Origin of the sequence: Pedobacter suwonensis, from assembly GCF_007833675.1 — a bacterium.
Classification (GTDB): domain Bacteria; phylum Bacteroidota; class Bacteroidia; order Sphingobacteriales; family Sphingobacteriaceae; genus Pedobacter; species Pedobacter suwonensis.
Genome location: NZ_CP031708.1, coordinates 2,483,719 through 2,502,374, shown reverse-complemented (window position 1 = coordinate 2,502,374; position 18,656 = coordinate 2,483,719). Strand labels below are relative to the sequence as shown.

Here is an 18,656-nt window from a genome sequence, read left to right as displayed (position 1 = left end):
AGAGAGATGAAATCGATATTTTTCAAAACCCTGGCAGTTGGCCTTATCGCGGTTTCGCTGTGGTCGTGTAAGAAAGACGAAACGCAGACCGTTTCAAATATTAGCCCTGCAGGAACATTAACCACATCAGCAACTACGCTTAACCTGGTACAATCTAATGCCTCACAGGTAGCATTTACCTTAAGCTACCCGCTTGCTACTTCAACCGGATACGTGGTGCCGGTAAATACCAGCTTACAGTTTGGCTTAAAAGGCACTAATTTTTCTCCGGTTAGAGAGGTGGCCGTAACTACTAAGACTTATGCACCAACCGTTACCGAGGTAAATAATATGATTTTGGCCCTTGGCGGAAAGGTAGGAACTGCAGCACAGATTGAGGTTAGACTAAAATCGGGTGCGGCAGCAAACGATTTAACTTATTCAAACGTGATTACTTTAACCGCTACGCCTTATCTTGCCTCTGCATGGGTGTACGTTCCAGGAGCGTATCAGGGCTGGAATCCTTCAACTGCCGATAGCTTGATCTCTGTTTCAAGCAATGGCATTTATACAGGAATGATCGCATTCACACCAGGCAACCTTGAGTTTAAAGTTACCCCGGCAAAAAAATGGGATGTAGCTTATGGTGACGCAGGAAGTGGTAAAATCAGCAGCAGTGCAGGCGATAACCTTAAATCACCTGATGCAGTAGTGAAACAGGTAACTGTTGACCTGAACGCGGGTACTTACACCATCGGCGTTCCGAAAGAATGGTCGATTATTGGCGACGCAACCGCAGGTGGCTGGGGCAATGATACCGATATGAAGGTGACAAATGATGGCAAAGCAAACATTTATACCATTAAAACAACTTTAACTACCGGGGCATTTAAATTCAGGTTTGCCCACGATTGGGGAACCAACCTTGGTGGTAGTTTAGGCACCCTTACAAACGGTGGTGATAATATTGCGGTTACCACCGCTGGAACCTATACCATCACTTTAGATGTGGCTGCTAAAAAAGCCACAATGGTTAAAAACTAATTTGTTATACATACCGCCCTGCAGCATTTCTTGCTGCGGGGCATTTTTAAGTTTTAGCATGATCATAATCAATCCCCTTAAAAAATTTACTTTGCTATTTAATGCTCATACTAACACTTTTTTAAATAAAGTAAGCAGCGCCGTTGTGCTTTTACTTATCTTATCTTTCAATAGTCTTTTTGCCCAAAAACTTGAGCGTATCGAACCGATGTTTTGGTTTGCCGGCATGCACAACCCTAAACTGCAATTGCTGGTTCACGGCGAAAATATTGCTTCTAGTTCAGTTTCTTTAACTTATCCTGGGGTAAAACTGCTAAAAGTAAACAAAGTAGAAAACCCAAATTATTTATTTCTTGATTTAACCATTGCACCAGCTGCTAAGGCCGGAAAATTTCCGATCAACTTTACAGTAAAGGGCAAAAAGATATTCAGTTACACCTATGAATTAAAAAAACGCGATAAAAGCGCAGGCAGGATTCAGGGGTAACCAACAAAGATTTTATTTATCTGCTGATGCCCGATCGTTTTTCGAACGGCGATAAAAGCAACGATGTGGTTCAGGGTTTAACTGAAACGACATTAAACCGCGATAGTATGTACTACCGCCATGGTGGCGATATCCAGGGCGTAATTAATCACCTTGATTACCTGAAAGATTTAGGCGTAACCACAGTTTGGATGACTCCAGAGGTAGAAAATGATATGCCACAGGCTTCTTATCATGGCTACGCGGTAACCGATCATTATAAAATAGATCCGCGTTTTGGTACCAATGCACTTTACAAAAAATACGTAGAGATTGCACATGCCAAAGGATTAAAAGTAATTAAAGACGTTGTACACAACCACATTGGTACGCAACACTGGTTTTACAAAGATTTACCAATGAAAAGCTGGCTAAACCAATGGCCAAAATATACACAAACCAGTTACCGCGATCAAACCGTAATGGATATTCATGCTTCTGCTGCAGATCGTAAACAGATGCTGGATGGCTGGTTTGTACCTACAATGCCCGATTTAAATCAGCGTAATCCATATGTACAGAATTACCTAACCCAAAACCATATCTGGTGGATCGAATATGCCGGTATAGATGGTTTACGTTTGGATACCTATGGATACAACGATCCGGTTTATATGGCCGATTGGGCTTTAAAAGTTCAGGCTGAATTTCCGCATCTTTCGGTTTTCGGTGAAACATTGGTAACTGCAGTAGCAAACCAGGCCTTTTTTACAGGGGGCAATACAGTTAACCGCGGTTTTGATACCCATTTGCAGGGTATTACAGATGCAACGTTAAAGGATGCCATTTATGAAGGAATAAACGGTAAAAATGGTTGGGTAGACGGTATTAACCGTTTGTATGCCACCTTAGCTCACGATTTTCTGTATAAAAACCCAAATACCAACTGCATCTTTTTGGATAACCACGATATGAGCCGCTTTTATTCGATGGTTGGCGAAGATTTTGATAAATACAAAATGGGAATGAGTATCCTGTTAACTATGCGTGGCATTCCGCAGATGTATTATGGAACTGAAATTTTAATGAAAAACTTTTCCAATCCGGATGGGCTGATCCGTTCTGATTTTCCTGGCGGCTGGGAGGGCGATAAAAAAGATAAATTTGTGGCTGATGGACGTACCAAAAAAGAAAACGAAGCTTTCGATTTTGTTAAAAAGCTGGCCAATTTCCGTAAAAGTAGTCCGGCTTTACAAACTGGCAAATTAATGCAGTTTGTTCCTCAGGATGATGTGTATGTGTACTTCCGATACAATGCAGAATCAAAAGGCACGGTAATGGTTATTGTAAACAATACAGAAAACGAAAAAGCATTAAGTACAGATCGTTTTGCCGAAAGAACAGCTGGAATTACAAGCGCAAAAAATGTGATCACTGGCGAAACTATCGGATTTAAAAATATTAAAGTACCTGCAAAGACCACTTTGGTGCTTGAATTAAGGTAGAAAGGTAAAAGGTAGAGGGTTTAAGGTGTCGGACTTACATCTTGATACTTGATACTCATTACTTGCTACTCAATACCTGATACAAAAAAATATAACAAAGATGCAAGAAAATCTCCAATCTAAAATCTCAGATCTTAAATCTCAAATCAAAGCTTGTTTATTCGATTTAGATGGCGTACTGGTAGATACAGCAGTTTACCATTACAAAGCCTGGAAACGGTTGGCCAATACCATGGGCTTCGATTTTACAGAAGAGCAGAATGAGCAATTGAAAGGTGTAAGCAGGGTAGAAAGTCTGAATAAGATTTTGGCCTGGGGTGGTGTACAAAAAAACGACGCGGAGAAAGAAGAGCTTGCTAGCTTGAAAAACGGCTGGTACGTAGATATGATCACCAAAATGACGCCAGCAGAAGTTTTGCCTGGAACAGTAGATTTTCTAACGGCGATTCACAAAGCTGGTTACAAACTGGCCTTGGGTTCGGCAAGCAAAAACTCTGGAATTATTTTAGAAAGAACAGGCCTTGCCCATTTTTTCGATGAAATCGTCGATGGAAATATGGTGACCAAATCAAAACCCGATCCTGAGGTATTTTTAAAGGGGGGCGAACTTTTAGGCTTTACACCCGAAGAATGTGTGGTTTTTGAAGATGCTGTTGCTGGTGTAGAAGCGGCAAAAAGAGGTGGAATGAAAGCCATCGGTATCGGAGAAAAAAATGTGCTTAGCCAGGCTGATCTGGTAGTAAGCGGATTAGACAAATTAACAGTTAAAGATTTAGAAAATTTATAGGTTTACGGTGTAGGATTTAAGGTTTAAGGCAATATGTCTCATATCTCAAATCTCACTTCTCAATACTAGTTATGAAAAACTACATTAAAGCAGATGAGTGGAATATTATCGAAGAAGGCTTTGATCCACATTTAAATAAAATTTCCGAGAGTATTTTCAGCTTGGGGAATGGACGGATGGGCCAGCGCGCCAATTTTGAGGAGACTTATACAGGAGAAACCTTATTGGGAAATTATGTTGCTGGTGTTTATTATCCGGATAAAACCCGTGTGGGATGGTGGAAAAACGGATACCCTGAATATTTCGCCAAAGTTTTAAACGCCGCAAACTGGGTAGGAATAGAGGTGAAAGTAGATGATGAAATTCTTGATCTGGCAACAGCCGAGGTAAGCGATTTTAAAAGGGTGCTGAATATGCATGCCGGTTACCTGGAACGTACTTTCACGGCAAAACTGAAAAGTGGTAAAACACTAAAAGTTAAATCAACCCGTTTTTGCAGCATTGCTGATGATGAAGTTGGTGCCATCCGTTATAGCATTACACCATTAAATTTTGACGGCAGATTAACATTAACACCTTTTATTGATGGGGATGTCAAAAATCAGGACAGTAACTACGATGAAAAGTTCTGGGATAAAGTTGTTGATGAAATCTCCGGAACAGAAGCTTATATCAAACTAAAAACAAAGAAAACTGAATTTGAAGTTTGTACTGGCAGTAACGTCGAACTGTATAAGAATGCAGAGCGGTTGGCGATCAGTCCAGATGCTGTACGTAAGGAGAAATTCGTCGGGCAAACTTTTTCTGTAGATGTTAAAGCAAACGAAGAGGTTACGCTGGTAAAAATTGCCGCGAATTTATCTTCAGAAAATTATCCGAAAGAGTCACTTCTGAAAGAAACCAAATCTGTAATAGCCGGAGCATCTGCCAAGGGCTTTGATACTTTACTAAAAGAACAAAGCGAAGCCTGGGCAGCGAAGTGGAAAGAAAGTGATATTATTATTGAAGGTGATGTTTCTGCACAACAGGCAATCCGTTTTAATATTTTTCAGCTTTTTCAAACATATACTGGTAAAGATGACCGCTTAAATATCGGTCCGAAAGGCTTTACAGGCGAAAAATATGGTGGCTCTACTTATTGGGATACAGAGGCCTATTGCGTGCCTTTTTACCTGGCAACTGCTCCGCAGGAAGTAAGCAGAAACCTCTTGGTTTATCGCTATAAACAATTGCGTAAAGCTATAGAAAATGCGGCTAAATTGGGTTTTAAAGACGGGGCTGCCTTGTATCCGATGGTTACCATGAATGGTGAAGAATGCCATAATGAGTGGGAAATTACCTTCGAGGAAATCCACCGTAACGGAGCCATCGCTTTTGCTATTTTTAATTATATCCGTTATACAGGAGATGAAAGTTATCTTTCTGATTATGGTTTAGAAGTATTGATCGGTATTGCCCGTTTCTGGAAGCAACGTGTAAACTGGAGCAACGATAAACAACAATATGTAATGCTTGGTGTAACCGGACCAAATGAGTACGAAAATAACGTAAACAACAATTGGTACACCAATATTTTGGCTACATGGTGTATGAGATATGCAACAGAAGCTGCCGAAGTTGTAAAAGCGCAACAACCTGAAAAATATGACAGGCTGTTGAAAGCCTTGGATTTCGATCAAAAAGAATTTGCTGATTGGGCCGATATCATTGAGAAAATGTATTATCCACAAGATGAAAAATCAGGGATTTTCTTACAACAGGATGGATATTTAGATAAAGAGCAGATTTTAGTGAAAGATCTTCCGGCAAGTGAACGCCCGATTAACCAAAAATGGAGCTGGGACAGGATTTTACGTTCATGCTTTATTAAACAGGCCGATGTTTTGCAGGGATTGTATTTCTTTGAAGAAGATTATGATTTGGAAACCATCAGAAGAAATTTTGATTTTTATGAGCCACGTACCGTACACGAAAGTTCGTTATCGCCTTGCGTACACAGTATTTTAGCCGCGAAATTAAACGACGAGGCACGGGCCTATGAATTTTACCTACGTACTGCACGTTTAGACCTGGATGATTATAACAACGATACAGAAGACGGTCTGCACATCACCTCTATGGCAGGAACCTGGATGAGTGTGGTGGAAGGTTTTGCCGGTATGCGTGTACGCGATGGTAAATTGCATTTTAGTCCTTTCTTGCCGGGTAAATGGAAATCTTTTTCTTTTACTATCGGCTTCAGGGGAGCTACCTTAAAGGTGAATATTGACGCAAACAGCATCAATATCAAAAACAATACAGGTGTTGATGTAGAAATCGGCATCAGAAATCAGTTTTATCAACTGGCAGGCAATACGGAGATCGGAGTAAATAATGCTGCGCTGGTATGAGAAAGGTAAAGGGTATAAAGGCGGATGGTAGAGGGTTAAAATCTAAAACTTTATCTGATAGAAGATGTTATTTTGCTCAAAGCTTATTCGCATTCGAAAGTAATATAAGCTGGCTATTGATACTTTTTTTTTATTTCATCATCATCCCCATATCATCCTTTGCACAAAAAAAGCGCACAAAAATGAATGATAAACAGATCGTTATTTATCAGTTACTGCCCCGTTTGTTCGGAAACAAAAATACCACCAATATCCCATACGGAACCATCCAACAAAATGGTTCCGGTAAGTTTAACGATATTACCGATAAAGCATTAGATGGGATAAAAGAACTTCACGTGAACTATGTCTGGTATACAGGGGTATTGGCCCATGCCAGTTTAACCGATTATAGTGCCTATGGAATTAAACCTGATGATGCCGATGTGGTGAAAGGCAGGGCAGGTTCGCCTTATGCCATCCGCGATTATTACGACGTAGATCCCGATCTGGCTGTTGACGTGAAGAACAGGATGAAAGAGTTTGAAGCACTGGTAAAAAGAACGCATGCTAAAAACTTAAAAGTGCTGATCGATTTTATACCCAATCATGTGGCCAGAAGTTACCATTCTGATGCAAAGCCAAAAATGTAATCGACTTTGGTGCAAATGATGATGTAACTGTAGCTTTTAGTCCTAAGAATGATTTTTATTATATCCCAGGTCAGCCCTTAGTGGTTCCAACAAATGGGCAAAAAACACCACTTTCGGTACTTCAGGACGGGAAATTTGATGAAAATCCGGCAAAAGCAACCGGTAATAACGTATTTTCAGCACAACCAAAATATGACGATTGGTACGAAACCATTAAGTTGAATTACGGTGTTGATTATCAGAACAGCGAGAAACAATACTTTGATCCCATTCCACCCGTTTGGTTGAAAATGCGCGATATTTTGATCTTTTGGGCCCATAAAGGAGTAGATGGTTTCAGATGTGATATGGCCGAAATGGTGCCCATTGCATTTTGGAACTGGGTAATTCCGCAGGTTAAAAAAGTAAATCCGGATTTAATTTTTATCGGAGAAGCGTATAATCCAAAAGTTTACAAACAATATCTGGATGAAGGGAAATTCGATTACCTATATGATAAAGTTGGTTTATATGATGGTTTAAAAAGGTTGATCAGAAATGAACCAAATGCAGATGTAAAAGATATCCGTTTCATTTGGCAGCAAGAAAGTGCCGGTTTTGGCCATCACATGCTTCGCTTTTTAGAAAACCATGATGAAGAACGTATTGCTTCAGCTGCATTTGCGGGCAAGGCAGAGCTCGCGTTACCCGCAATGGTCGTTTCCGCAACTTTAGGCGGAGGCCCCGTAATGCTTTATTTTGGTCAGGAAGTTGGCGAACCGGGAAAAGGGCAGGAAGGTTTTGGCGGGGATGATAACCGGACCACCATTTTTGATTATTGGGGCGTTCCGAACCACCAGAAATGGATGAACGGGGGCTTATTTGACGGCCACAAACTAAATGCTGCACAGCAAAATTTGAGGGCTTTCTACAGGCAATTATTAAAAGTAACGTCAACAAGCGATGCCGTATTGAATGGAAAAATTTATGAAGTTCCTGTTACCGACAATATGAATAACCGGATGTATGCTTTTATCCGTTACTCAGGCAAGCAGCGTTTATTGGTAGTAGCCAATTTTGATCGAAACCAAACATTAACCGCCAATATAGAAATCCCTGATCAGGTTTTAAAGGCGAAGTCTTCCGTTCCGGTGACAGAACTGCTAACAGATAAAAAATTAAATATTCCGGCAGGAACAGCTATACCAATAAAGCTTGGGCCGGTTTCGGCACAGATAATTGAATTTTAAGATTGACTTAATGGGACAAGTAAAATTAAAACCGAGGTTATCAAACCTTCAGATCATTAACATGAGTGTTGGTTTTTTTGGAATACAGTTCGGTTTTGCTTTGCAAAATGGTAATGCAAGCCGTATTCTCCAAACCTTTGGTGCTGATGTTGAGCACCTATCCCTCTTTTGGTTAGCTGCACCGATAACCGGAATGATTGTGCAACCGATTATCGGGCATTACAGCGATAAGACCTGGAATCGATTAGGAAGGCGGCGGCCCTATTTTTTAGTTGGCGCAATTCTCACCGCACTGGCTTTAATTTTAATGCCGAATTCAGCTTTAATGGCAAGTTTACTTCCTCCTATTATAATTGGTGCGGGTATGCTGATGATTATGGATGCTTCAATTAATGTTGCTATGGAACCTTTCAGGGCTTTGGTGGCTGATAAATTACCCGACGAGCAACGTAGTTTCGGCTTTTCTGTACAAACATTTCTGATTGGGGCTGGCGCTATTGCTGGTTCCTGGCTCCCCTATATTTTATCTGAATATTTCGGTCTAGGGAAAGTGGCGCCAGCCGGGCAGGTACCTGCTAACGTGATTTATTCATTTTATTTTGGCGCAGCTATTCTTTTGGGAACAATTCTGTATACCATTTTCACCACGAAGGAATACAGCCCGGAAGAAATGGCCGATTACTATGAACATACCCAGGAAGTGGAGGAAAGTAATGGCTTAAAAGATATCCTTAAAGATTTTTCTAAAATGCCACCAACCATGAGGCAATTGGGTTTAGTGCAATTTTTCTCCTGGTTTGCACTATTCTCGATGTGGGTTTTTACTACTCCAGCCATTGCTCAACATATTTATAAGGTAGCACCGGGAGATACCTCATCAATCAAATTTGCCGATGCAGGAAACTGGGTAGGAGTTTTGTTTGGTATTTATAATGGGGTTTCTGCTATTTACGCTTTAATCCTTCCTGCTATTGCAAAAGCAACCAGTAAAAAAGTTGCACACGCCATCTCTTTAACTGCAGGAGGTATTGGACTACTTTCCATCTATTTTATTTCCGATCCGCATTATTTAATCTATTCGATGATTGGGATAGGCCTGGCCTGGGGAAGTATTTTGGCAATGCCATATGCCATTCTATCGGGTTCCATTCCTGCAAAAAAAATGGGTGTTTACATGGGGATTTTTAATTTCTTTATTACAATGCCCCAAATAGTAAACGGTTTTTTTGGTGGTTTAATTGTAAAACACCTCTATCATGATCAGGCCATATATGCAATCGTTTTGGCTGGGATATTTATGGTATTAGGGGCTATTTCTGTCATGTATATCCAAACAAAAAAGGAATCTTAACCTGGGCTAATTTTTTAAGCCTGCAATAAAAATTTATATGAAAAAAGTGTTTTATCTCTTGCTGTTAATAACAGCAATGCATACCGCCTGTAAAAAAGCGCCGGATGGCGGTTTAGAATCTACACCAACTGATCAGAAAGCTGATCTGCCTGCAGGAGCCAGAGATGGTGTGGTGTTTACCAACAATGGAACATCGGCCATTGTAACACTTTATGCACCAGGTAAAAAATCCGTATCGTTGATTGGTGAATTTAACGATTGGTCTGCCACCAGCTTACCCATGAAAAATACACCAGATGGAAATTATTGGTGGACTCAGGTAGATAATTTAAATCCATCTACAGAGTATGCCTATCAGTTTTATGTAGACGGAAACTTAAAAGTTGCCGACCCTTATTGCGAGAAAATACTCGATCCTGATAATGATAAATACATTTCAGCAGCCACCTATCCTAATTTAAAAGCCTATCCAACAGGTAAAACAACAGGAATTGTAAGTATAATGCAGGCTAACCAACCCGTTTATACCTGGAAAAATACCGGTTTTACCCGTCCTGAAAAAAATAACCTGGTGATTTACGAATTATTGATACGCGATTTTACTGCTGATCATAACTATGCCTCAACTTTGGCAAAACTCGATTATTTAACCGGTTTAGGTATTAATGCAATCGAATTAATGCCGGTAAACGAATTTGAAGGAAATTTAAGCTGGGGCTACAATCCATCATTTTATTTTGCACCCGATAAATATTATGGCACCAAAACCGCATTACAGAATTTTATTGATGAGTGCCATGGACGTGGCATTGCTGTAATTTTGGATATGGTGTTAAACCACTCTTTTGGTCAGTCGCCGATGGTGCAGTTGTATTTTGACGGCTCGAAACCTACAGCAAATAGTCCATGGTTTAATGTGGATGCGAAACATCCGTTTAATGTTGGTTATGATTTTAACCATGAAAGTGCGGCGACCAAAAAATTCTCGAAAGATGTGATGAAGTTTTGGATGCAACAATATAAAATTGATGGTTTCCGTTTCGATCTTTCAAAGGGATTTACACAGAAACAATCAACGGATGATGCACAGTTCAGGTTGTACGATGCTGGCCGTGTTGCCATTTGGAAAGATTACAATGGCTATATCAAAGGTTTAGACCCTAATTTTTATGTGATTTTGGAACATTTTGCAGAAGAATCTGAAGAGAAGGTACTGGCTGATGAGGGCATGATGCTCTGGAACAATATGAATTATAACATGAATGAGGCTACGATGGGCTGGTTGGACAATTCTAATTTTCAATGGGGTTTTTATGCCAACCATGGCTTCGCTAAATCGGAAAACTTAGTTGGCTATGGCGAAAGTCATGACGAGGAGCGCCTAAATTTTAAGAATATTACCTACGGCAATGCTTCCGGAAGTTATGTAATTAAAGGAAACCTGGCTACTTCGTTAAAAAGAGAAGAACTCATAGCAGCCTTTTTGTTCAGCATCCCAGGACCTAAAATGGTATGGCAGTTTGGTGAATTGGGTTACGATATCAGTATCGATTTTAACGGACGGACAGGTGAAAAACCTATTAAATGGGATTATTACAGCGATCCGAACCGTAAGGCATTATACGATGCTTATGCCAGATTTATCAGGTTGAAAAAAAATAACAGTATTTTTAATTCAAGCAATTCGACATATAACCTTGCCGGCGGCGTCAAATATATCAAGTTAACTGAAGGAGCTAACACTGTTGTGGTGGTTGGTAATTTTGATGTAGTGAGCCAGGCAGCCAATATTGATTTCGGGTCTGCTGGAACCTGGATCGATGCAGTTGGTGGTAGTGTTAATTTAAGCACCAGCAGCTACACCCAAACTTTAGCGCCTGGAGAATACCATATTTTTAGTAAAACAGCATTAAAGTAATTTTTTTTATCCAAAAGGCTGAATCATAAATATAAAATTATCCTCTTGAAGAGTAATTCGCTTATGTGATCCTTCTTTCGGGCGGAGTAACGCAGTGGAGAAATCTTTTGGTAGATCGCTCCACTTTGTGTTGCTGCGTTCGAGATGATGAGCCTCTGTTGGAAGCTCAACGTGTCAAGTTTGAAGTGAATTACAATTATAAGCTAGCCTCTGCTATCATTTATAAAACTTCAATCCATTATCTTTTCTCATCAATGCTTTTTTATGGTAACAATTCTAATGTGCTTTTTTGATTAATACGATAATAGTTTGATCTTTAGGGACCAAACCAAACTTCATGAAACTCAGATTTATACTTGCTGCCTTGTTAAGTATCGGTATTTGCGCATACGCACAACAAAGTCCCCGAAAAAACCAATCTAAAGAAACCGTAAACACTACGCCGGTAACCATTAAAGATGAACCTAAATCTTCAGCGAATGAAAGGAACATTAAAGTGGAGAGTACAGTGGTTACCAATCACTCGGTGAACATTGATGGAAAGTCCGTTCCGTATAAGGCTACTACCGGTACCTTACCGGTTTGGGATGAAGATGGAAAACCGATTGCCGGTTTATTCTATGCCTATTACGAACGGAGTGATGTACAAAGCCGGGATAAACGTCCTTTGGTGATCTCTTTTAATGGTGGTCCAGGCTCTGCTTCTGTATGGATGCACATTGCTTATACCGGTCCGGTGGTTTTGAATATTGATGATGAAGGTTATCCTGTCCAACCTTATGGTTATAAGGAAAATCCATATTCTATTTTAGATGTGGCAGATATCGTATACATCGATCCCGTTAACACAGGCTATTCGAGAGCGGTGAGCAAAGATATTCCAACTAATAAATTCTTCGGTGTACGTGCCGACATTAAATACCTGGCCGAGTGGATCAATACTTTCGTAACCCGCAATAACCGATGGGCCTCACCAAAATTTTTAATTGGCGAAAGTTATGGCACTACCCGCGTTTCAGGATTGGCTTTAGAACTGCAGAACAGTCAATGGATGTATTTGAACGGTGTGGTCTTGGTTTCGCCAACTGAATTGGGTATTGAACGTAGCGGCCCGGTTGACGCTGCTTTGCGTTTACCATATTTTGCAGCTACCGCTTGGTACCATAAAGCTTTGGCAGCCGATTTACAAGGCAAAGATTTAACAGCCATGCTTCCTGAAGTGGAAACTTTTACCATTAATGAACTCATCCCGGCCATTTCGCAGGGAGGAATGTTAAGTGCAGATAAAAAGAAAGCCATTGCCCTAAAAATGGCGCGTTACTCCGGCCTTTCCGAAAAAGTAATTTTAGATTATAACCTTAACGTACCAACGGATTTCTTTTGGAAAGAGTTATTAAGGGATAAAGGTTTTACTGTTGGTCGCTTAGATTCTCGCTATCGGGGGATTGATAAAATGAGCGCTGGCGAAGCACCAGATTATAATGCTGAACTTACCTCCTGGTTGCATTCTTTTACGCCAGCCATTAATATGTATATCCGCAACGAGCTGAATTATAAAACCGATTTGAAATACAATATGTTTGGTTCCGTTTACCCATGGGACAAATCCGGAGACCAGACCGGCGATAACCTCCGCCAGGCCATGGCACAAAACCCATATTTACATCTATTGGTGCAATCGGGTTATTATGACGGCGCCTGCGATTATTTTAATGCGAAATACAGCATGTGGCAGTTAGATGCTGCAGGTAAACTGCAAGACCGCATGAGCTGGGAAGGTTATCGCAGTGGACACATGATGTACCTGCGTAAAGATGATCTGAAAATGGCGAATAACCACATCCGTGAATTTATTAAAAAAGCATTACCAAAAGCAGGCGAGGCCGCTAAGTTCTAAAAATTTAGCGTTGATAATTCCTATACACATGGCTATTAATTTGTCAGCATTTTTGGGTTATAGGAGCGCAGGTGTAGTGTAATAATTGATGTTCGTCCTGCTTTGCGCTCCGATCTTTTTTGCCCTTCGACTTCGCTCAGGGTGACAAAAAAGGATCTTCACTTCAATCAGGGCTAGGTAGGTTAGGGCGGTGGCACGGAAACCCGGCATAGTTGCGAGAACAGGAGTAATCTAAACCCGATCGGAGTGAGATGCCGATTTTTTCAATCGGCAGAAACGGGGGCGGGACGGAACCAAACCAAAGCACTACTGCAATTGCTTTCCAAACCATGATGATTAAAAAATAGTAAAAAGCTATTTTTCTTTAGGCTGACACGATTTTTCTACCTAAACACTTAAACAAAAAACTGTTGGCTGCAAACCAAAAATAATTACTTATTTTTGTGGTTCAATTATGCAGCAAATAAAAACATCATTCGATTTTGAGAAACCTATTGCCGATTTAGTTCAGCAGATAGAAAAGGTTAAGCAAGTTGCCGAAAAAACCAAGGTAGATATGTCTGCCACTTTGGACGAACTTGATGGTAAATTAGATGAAACTACCAATAATTTATATAAAAATTTAACCGGTTGGAACAAGGTTCAGATGAGCCGTCATCCAGATCGCCCGCAAACCCTTGATTATATCAATATGATCTGTGATGATTTTATTGAAATGCATGGCGACAGAACGGTTAAAGATGATAAAGCTATTGTTGGCGGTTTTGCTTCTATAAATGGTCAAACGGTAATGATTATTGGTCATCAGAAAGGTAAAAATACCAAAGAGCGCCAGTTCCGCAATTTTGGTATGGCCAATCCGGAAGGTTACCGCAAAGCGTTGCGTTTAATGCGTCTTGCTGAAAAATTTAACAAGCCGGTGATCTCTTTTATCGATACAATGGGTGCTTACCCTGGTTTAGAGGCCGAAGAGCGTGGACAAGGTGAAGCTATTGCCAGAAATTTATTGGAAATGTCGGTTCTGCGTGTGCCGATTATTTGCATTGTAGTAGGTGAAGGTGCTTCCGGAGGTGCTTTGGGTATAGGAATAGGCGATAAGGTATATATGTTAGAACACACCTGGTATTCAGTAATTTCTCCTGAATCATGTTCTTCTATTTTATGGAGAAGCTGGGATTTTAAAGAAAAAGCTGCTGAGTGCTTAAAGCTAACCTCTGATGATATGTTTGGCAACAAACTAATCGATGGCATTATTCCTGAGCCGCTTGGTGGTGCGCATCAGGATCCGGAGTTAATGGGTAAAACATTAAAAGAATATATCGTAAAGGATTTGGCCGCTTTGGGCAAATTGAAAACAGATAAGATGATTGAGCAAAGGATTGAGAAATTCTGTGAAATGGGTGTAGTAAACGAATAATCATTAACTAAAATAAATTTGAATCCTGTTTGGCTATGCTGAACGGGATTTTTTGTGCTCACGCTCGTTTCTAACGAGCGTGTAAATAGGGTACCGTATTTTACGGTGTTAATTATCAATACCTTTAGCTTGCTATACAATATTATCTTAAGGCTATTGCTGCACTCATTATAGACGAGCGCAAGCATTCAATAAATATTAATCAATGTCTAGTAATTCAATTTCTATTAGTCCTCTAAGCCCATGATAATTAGTCGCGGAACTATAAATATAATTCTCCGGCTCTGATACAATCCCTGCAGTAACCGGATTTTGATGGATGTAATTTAACTTTTGAAATGTAAACTCCGGACTGATTAATTCAACAGCATGATAACCATCTTGCCATACTTTATAATTCTCAATTCTTGTAAAATATCTTCCTGCGAATTCAAATTTATTCAACAGCCACTTTTTCCTGCTTTCATTTCCAGAGTTAATTTCTGTGATGATTGCCTTATTCGTAAACTTTTTAAAATCTCTTATAATTTCAAAAAGCTTTATACCACTACTTGCTGAGGCGATGAGGTGTATATGATTCGTCATTAAGCAATAGGCGTAAAGTTTTAGTCCTTTGTTAGATTGGCAATATTTTAGCGAGTTGATTATGATTTCTTTATAAGAAATACGTGTAAAAATATCGACCCAATCTACAATTGTAAAAGTTAAAAAGTAGATGCCTTCTGGATCTCTTGCTTGATATTGATCTGACATTTAATAAAAATATTTATTTATTCAGAAAAATCATAATTGCTAGCGCTTGTTCTAAAGAGCATTTAGATAGTTAATCATATTTACGACTTACATCCTAATTTAAATTTATATCATCTTTACGATGAAATCGTAAGGCTATTGCTGCACTCGTTAGAAACGAGCGCAAGCAAACAAAAAAGCAGCTACAAATGAATGCAGCTGCTTGGTAAACTATTTTCAGATCCCTTTATTGTTGCGGACCTTGTTGTGGGAAAAACATGGATAAACGGCCTTCCAGGTTATTGAAAATCTTTTGCAACTTATCGCTCAACTTATCCTGTCCAGCAGCTTTGCTCGTTTTAATCATGCGGTCCAGATAGTATAAGCCGGTTTGGATATTCTGTGAGCCGGTTAAACCTTTTGATTGTGAAATATCGGCCAGGTAATTCAATTCCTTATTGATGTAATCGCCTGATTTGTCTAAAATATCATTGGCTCTGGCAGTTTCACCTAATTTATACAGGTTTTCAGCCATATAGAATTTTACGACAACTGTACGGATGCCGAAGAATTTATCTGGCATTACCGCATAATATTTATCCACCACTTTTTTGGCTTCATCCATTTTACCTTCTTTAATTAAGCTGTTGGTTAAGCTGCTGAAGATATTGGTGAAAATAAAGGTATCATCTGATGATTGTGGATCTAAATATTTAGCTGTTTTCATATTTCCCCACTTAAACTTATTCATCACATTATTATATAAAACAGGCGTGTTCAATTGCTCCGGTCTATCCTCAGATGCGGTTGTATCAGCTTTGAGCGGCAATAAACGCAAAGCTAAACCTTCGCTGTATAAATACTTATCCAAACCGTTATATTGCTCAGAAGGAACAGTGGAAGCGAAATAAATCGGGCGTTTCCAGTTGTTATGTGCCAGGATGTCGAACATGGCCAAAGTTCCTTTGGTCACGTAACCTTTATTAAATTTCCAATCCATTGTGGTGGTAATTTTTGAAGCATCTGCTGCAGGCACCGTTCCGGTACTGATTACTTGCTGTGGATCTACCGTAATTTTAAGGTTTTTAGTAGGCAGGAAATTAGATTTTGTTCCATCCTGCATCGGTACTTTATCGCTCTCATCGTTTGATAACAATAAATCAACTACGTTTTTAAGCTCCACGCTACCCGCAATTTTATAATCATCATATGGCATCACGTCTCTCTCTCCCTGTACATATTGCTCAGGCTTCATGGTAATTGGCAATGGGGCAGATTCGTTTTGTTTTTGCCTTAAACCGTTGATGTACCAATCTGTATCAAATAAACTTAAGTTTACAATACGTACGTCAGGGCGAACATTTTCTACTTCCTGGATATACCAAAGCGGGTAGGTATCATTATCACCATAAGTAAATAAGATGGCATTTGGCGCACATGATTGCAGGTAATCATAAGCAATATCATGTGGAACCAGTTTGGTAGAACGGTCGTGGTCATCCCATCCCTGCTCGGCCATGATAACCGGTGCGGCCAGTAAACCAATTACTGTGGCACCAATAGCTCCGGAGGTTGGGGTTAATTTTTTAAACAGCCATTCTTTAATTCCAAGGGCTCCTAACCCAATCCATATGGCAAAGGCATAGAAAGAACCCACATAAGCGTAATCCCGTTCACGAGGCTCTAAAGGCTTTTGATTTAAGTATAATACAATCGCAATACCTGTAAAAAAGAACAACAAAGCCACTACGCCAGCATCTTTCTGGTTGCGTTTAAAATGCCATAATGCACCGATTATGCCCATAATCAACGGTAAAAAGAAGAAACGGTTGTAAGCTTTATTATCAACAGTTGATGGTGGCAAATGACTTTGATCACCACGTAACCAGCTATCAAATGGTTTAATACCACTAATCCATTCACCTTCAAATCCGCTGCCCTGGCCTTGCTCATCGTTCTGGCGACCAACGAAATTCCAGAAGAAGTAACGCATATACATATAACCGATCTGGTAGCTGGCCAAAAAGCCAACATTGTCAACTACATTCGGATGTTTGCTGTCATCTAAATGCATCCATTCTTTATAAAAACTGGCATGTCTGGGGTCGTCACTGTACATGCGTGGCAATAAGGTGTTGTTGTTGTATTCGTAGTCGGTTTTTTTACCTGCTACTTCATATTTATCCTTACCTTTTCTCCAGATGGTTTTACCTTCAGTTACACCTGTTCTTTCAGAATTGTAGTTTGGTCCATAGGCCAATGGTCTATCGCCATATTGCTCACGGTTTAGGTAACTTAAGAAAGAGAAAGCATCTTTCGGCGCACTGTTATTTAAGTTTGGATCAGCCTTTGCCCTGATGATGATCATTGCGAAAGAGGCATAACCGAAAATGATTAAAACTGTAGAGATTAAACCTAAATTTAATAATTTCTTTTGATGCTTGATCGAATAACGGATTCCCCAAACCAGGGCGCCGATCAATAATATAGCGAAGAACAATACACCTGTTCCGAAGCCCATACCCAATGTGTTCACAAAAAACAGATCGAAATAAGCACCGAATGATACAAGATATTGGATAATACCATACTGAATTACTGCCAAGATCAGGATACCTACCAGTAGTGTTTTGATGATTCCGGATGTGGTTGCTTTATCGGTTCTTTTAAAATAGTAAACGAAAGCAAGTGCTGGGATGGTTAACAGGTTTAGTAAGTGGATACCGATTGATAAACCCATAATATAGGCAATAAACAGTAACCAGCGGTCGGCTCTTGGCTCATCGGCATGCGCCTCCCATTTTAGTATAGCCCAGAATACAATGGCGGTAAACAATGATGACTGTGCATACACCTCAGATTCTACCGCCGAAAACCAGAAACTATCAGAGAAAGTATAAGCTAAAGCACCAACGGCACCTGCACCCATAATACTGATTAACTTGCCTGTAGTTAATTCTTCACCAGCTTTTAATATGGTTTTTTTAGCCAATGCGGTGATTGTCCAAAATAAAAATAAGATAGTTGCCCCACTCGAAACAGCCGAACCCACGTTCATCCAGTAAGCAATTTTGGTTAAATCACCCGCTGCAAAAATAGAAAAGAAACGTTGGATCATTAAGAATAAAGGCGCACCAGGCTGGTGAACAACCTGCATTCTAAATGCCGATGCGATAAATTCACCACAGTCCCAAAAACTGGCAGAAGGCTCTAAGGTTAAAACGTAAGTTAGTGTAGCAATTAGAAAGCAGATCCAGCCTACTATATTATTAACTTTTGAATAATTCATTGGTTTGTTTAATGATATTA

The 18,656-nt window shown here is 39.9% G+C and carries 13 protein-coding genes; 11 read left to right on the top strand and 2 right to left on the bottom strand.

Annotated features, from left to right (window positions below; all coding sequences use genetic code 11):
- Positions 1-6 precede the first annotated feature (6 nt).
- From DV942_RS10080 to DV942_RS10040, 11 genes are all read left to right on the top strand, one after another.
- The gene (locus DV942_RS10080) at positions 7-1,023 is read left to right on the top strand and encodes a SusE domain-containing protein (RefSeq protein ID WP_145857232.1); all 1,017 of its coding nucleotides are present in this window, start codon (positions 7-9) and stop codon (positions 1,021-1,023) included.
- A 58-nt stretch (positions 1,024-1,081) separates the two neighbouring features.
- A complete protein-coding gene (locus DV942_RS23805) occupies positions 1,082-1,510 on the top strand; it encodes a cyclomaltodextrinase N-terminal domain-containing protein (RefSeq protein WP_244950876.1) in 429 nt (142 codons plus the stop codon).
- Positions 1,511-1,536: 26 nt separating this feature from the next.
- Entirely contained in the window at positions 1,537-2,994 is a 1,458-nt protein-coding gene (locus DV942_RS10075; RefSeq protein WP_244950875.1) for an alpha-amylase family glycosyl hydrolase, read from the top strand.
- A 100-nt stretch (positions 2,995-3,094) separates the two neighbouring features.
- Positions 3,095-3,781 carry a beta-phosphoglucomutase gene (pgmB, locus tag DV942_RS10070; RefSeq protein ID WP_145857230.1) on the top strand — a complete coding sequence of 229 codons (687 nt, stop codon included), beginning with the start codon at positions 3,095-3,097 and terminating at the stop codon, positions 3,779-3,781.
- A 71-nt stretch (positions 3,782-3,852) separates the two neighbouring features.
- The gene (locus tag DV942_RS10065; RefSeq protein ID WP_145857228.1) at positions 3,853-6,171 is read left to right on the top strand and encodes a glycoside hydrolase family 65 protein; all 2,319 of its coding nucleotides are present in this window, start codon (positions 3,853-3,855) and stop codon (positions 6,169-6,171) included.
- A gap of 182 nt (positions 6,172-6,353) precedes the next feature.
- On the top strand, positions 6,354-6,803 hold the full coding sequence (locus DV942_RS23800) for an alpha-amylase family glycosyl hydrolase (RefSeq protein ID WP_244950874.1): 450 nt from the start codon (positions 6,354-6,356) through the stop codon (positions 6,801-6,803).
- 80 nt (positions 6,804-6,883) lie between these two features.
- Entirely contained in the window at positions 6,884-8,032 is a 1,149-nt protein-coding gene (locus DV942_RS23795) for an alpha-amylase family glycosyl hydrolase (RefSeq protein ID WP_244950873.1), read from the top strand.
- 10 nt (positions 8,033-8,042) lie between these two features.
- Positions 8,043-9,383: an MFS transporter gene (locus DV942_RS10055; protein ID WP_145857226.1), complete on the top strand. Its 1,341-nt coding sequence runs from the start codon at positions 8,043-8,045 to the stop codon at positions 9,381-9,383.
- Positions 9,384-9,420: 37 nt separating this feature from the next.
- Positions 9,421-11,301, top strand: coding sequence for an alpha-amylase family glycosyl hydrolase (locus DV942_RS10050; RefSeq protein WP_145857225.1), 1,881 nt, complete (start codon positions 9,421-9,423; stop codon positions 11,299-11,301).
- A 337-nt stretch (positions 11,302-11,638) separates the two neighbouring features.
- Positions 11,639-13,198: a S10 family peptidase gene (locus DV942_RS10045; protein ID WP_145857223.1), complete on the top strand. Its 1,560-nt coding sequence runs from the start codon at positions 11,639-11,641 to the stop codon at positions 13,196-13,198.
- A gap of 454 nt (positions 13,199-13,652) precedes the next feature.
- Complete coding sequence (locus DV942_RS10040) at positions 13,653-14,615, top strand: acetyl-CoA carboxylase carboxyltransferase subunit alpha (protein ID WP_090986499.1); 963 nt, start codon at positions 13,653-13,655, stop codon at positions 14,613-14,615.
- Between the two features lie 198 nt (positions 14,616-14,813).
- Here the strand turns inward: DV942_RS10040 and DV942_RS10035 are convergent, their stop codons facing one another.
- A complete protein-coding gene (locus tag DV942_RS10035; protein WP_145857221.1) occupies positions 14,814-15,368 on the bottom strand; it encodes an REP-associated tyrosine transposase in 555 nt (184 codons plus the stop codon).
- 226 nt (positions 15,369-15,594) lie between these two features.
- On the bottom strand, positions 15,595-18,636 hold the full coding sequence (locus DV942_RS10030; protein ID WP_145857219.1) for a glycosyltransferase family 117 protein: 3,042 nt from the start codon (positions 18,634-18,636) through the stop codon (positions 15,595-15,597).
- Between the last annotated feature and the right edge of the window lie 20 nt (positions 18,637-18,656).

Coding starts and splice junctions, on each gene's coding strand:
- DV942_RS10080 (WP_145857232.1), top strand. CDS start 7: ATGAAATCGATATTTTTCAAAACCCTGGCAGTTGGCCTTATCGCGGTT.
- DV942_RS23805 (WP_244950876.1), top strand. CDS start 1,082: ATGATCATAATCAATCCCCTTAAAAAATTTACTTTGCTATTTAATGCT.
- DV942_RS10075 (WP_244950875.1), top strand. CDS start 1,537: ATGCCCGATCGTTTTTCGAACGGCGATAAAAGCAACGATGTGGTTCAG.
- pgmB (WP_145857230.1), top strand. CDS start 3,095: ATGCAAGAAAATCTCCAATCTAAAATCTCAGATCTTAAATCTCAAATC.
- DV942_RS10065 (WP_145857228.1), top strand. CDS start 3,853: ATGAAAAACTACATTAAAGCAGATGAGTGGAATATTATCGAAGAAGGC.
- DV942_RS23800 (WP_244950874.1), top strand. CDS start 6,354: ATGAATGATAAACAGATCGTTATTTATCAGTTACTGCCCCGTTTGTTC.
- DV942_RS10055 (WP_145857226.1), top strand. CDS start 8,043: ATGGGACAAGTAAAATTAAAACCGAGGTTATCAAACCTTCAGATCATT.
- DV942_RS10050 (WP_145857225.1), top strand. CDS start 9,421: ATGAAAAAAGTGTTTTATCTCTTGCTGTTAATAACAGCAATGCATACC.
- DV942_RS10045 (WP_145857223.1), top strand. CDS start 11,639: ATGAAACTCAGATTTATACTTGCTGCCTTGTTAAGTATCGGTATTTGC.
- DV942_RS10040 (WP_090986499.1), top strand. CDS start 13,653: ATGCAGCAAATAAAAACATCATTCGATTTTGAGAAACCTATTGCCGAT.
- DV942_RS10035 (WP_145857221.1), bottom strand. CDS start 15,368: ATGTCAGATCAATATCAAGCAAGAGATCCAGAAGGCATCTACTTTTTA.
- DV942_RS10030 (WP_145857219.1), bottom strand. CDS start 18,636: ATGAATTATTCAAAAGTTAATAATATAGTAGGCTGGATCTGCTTTCTA.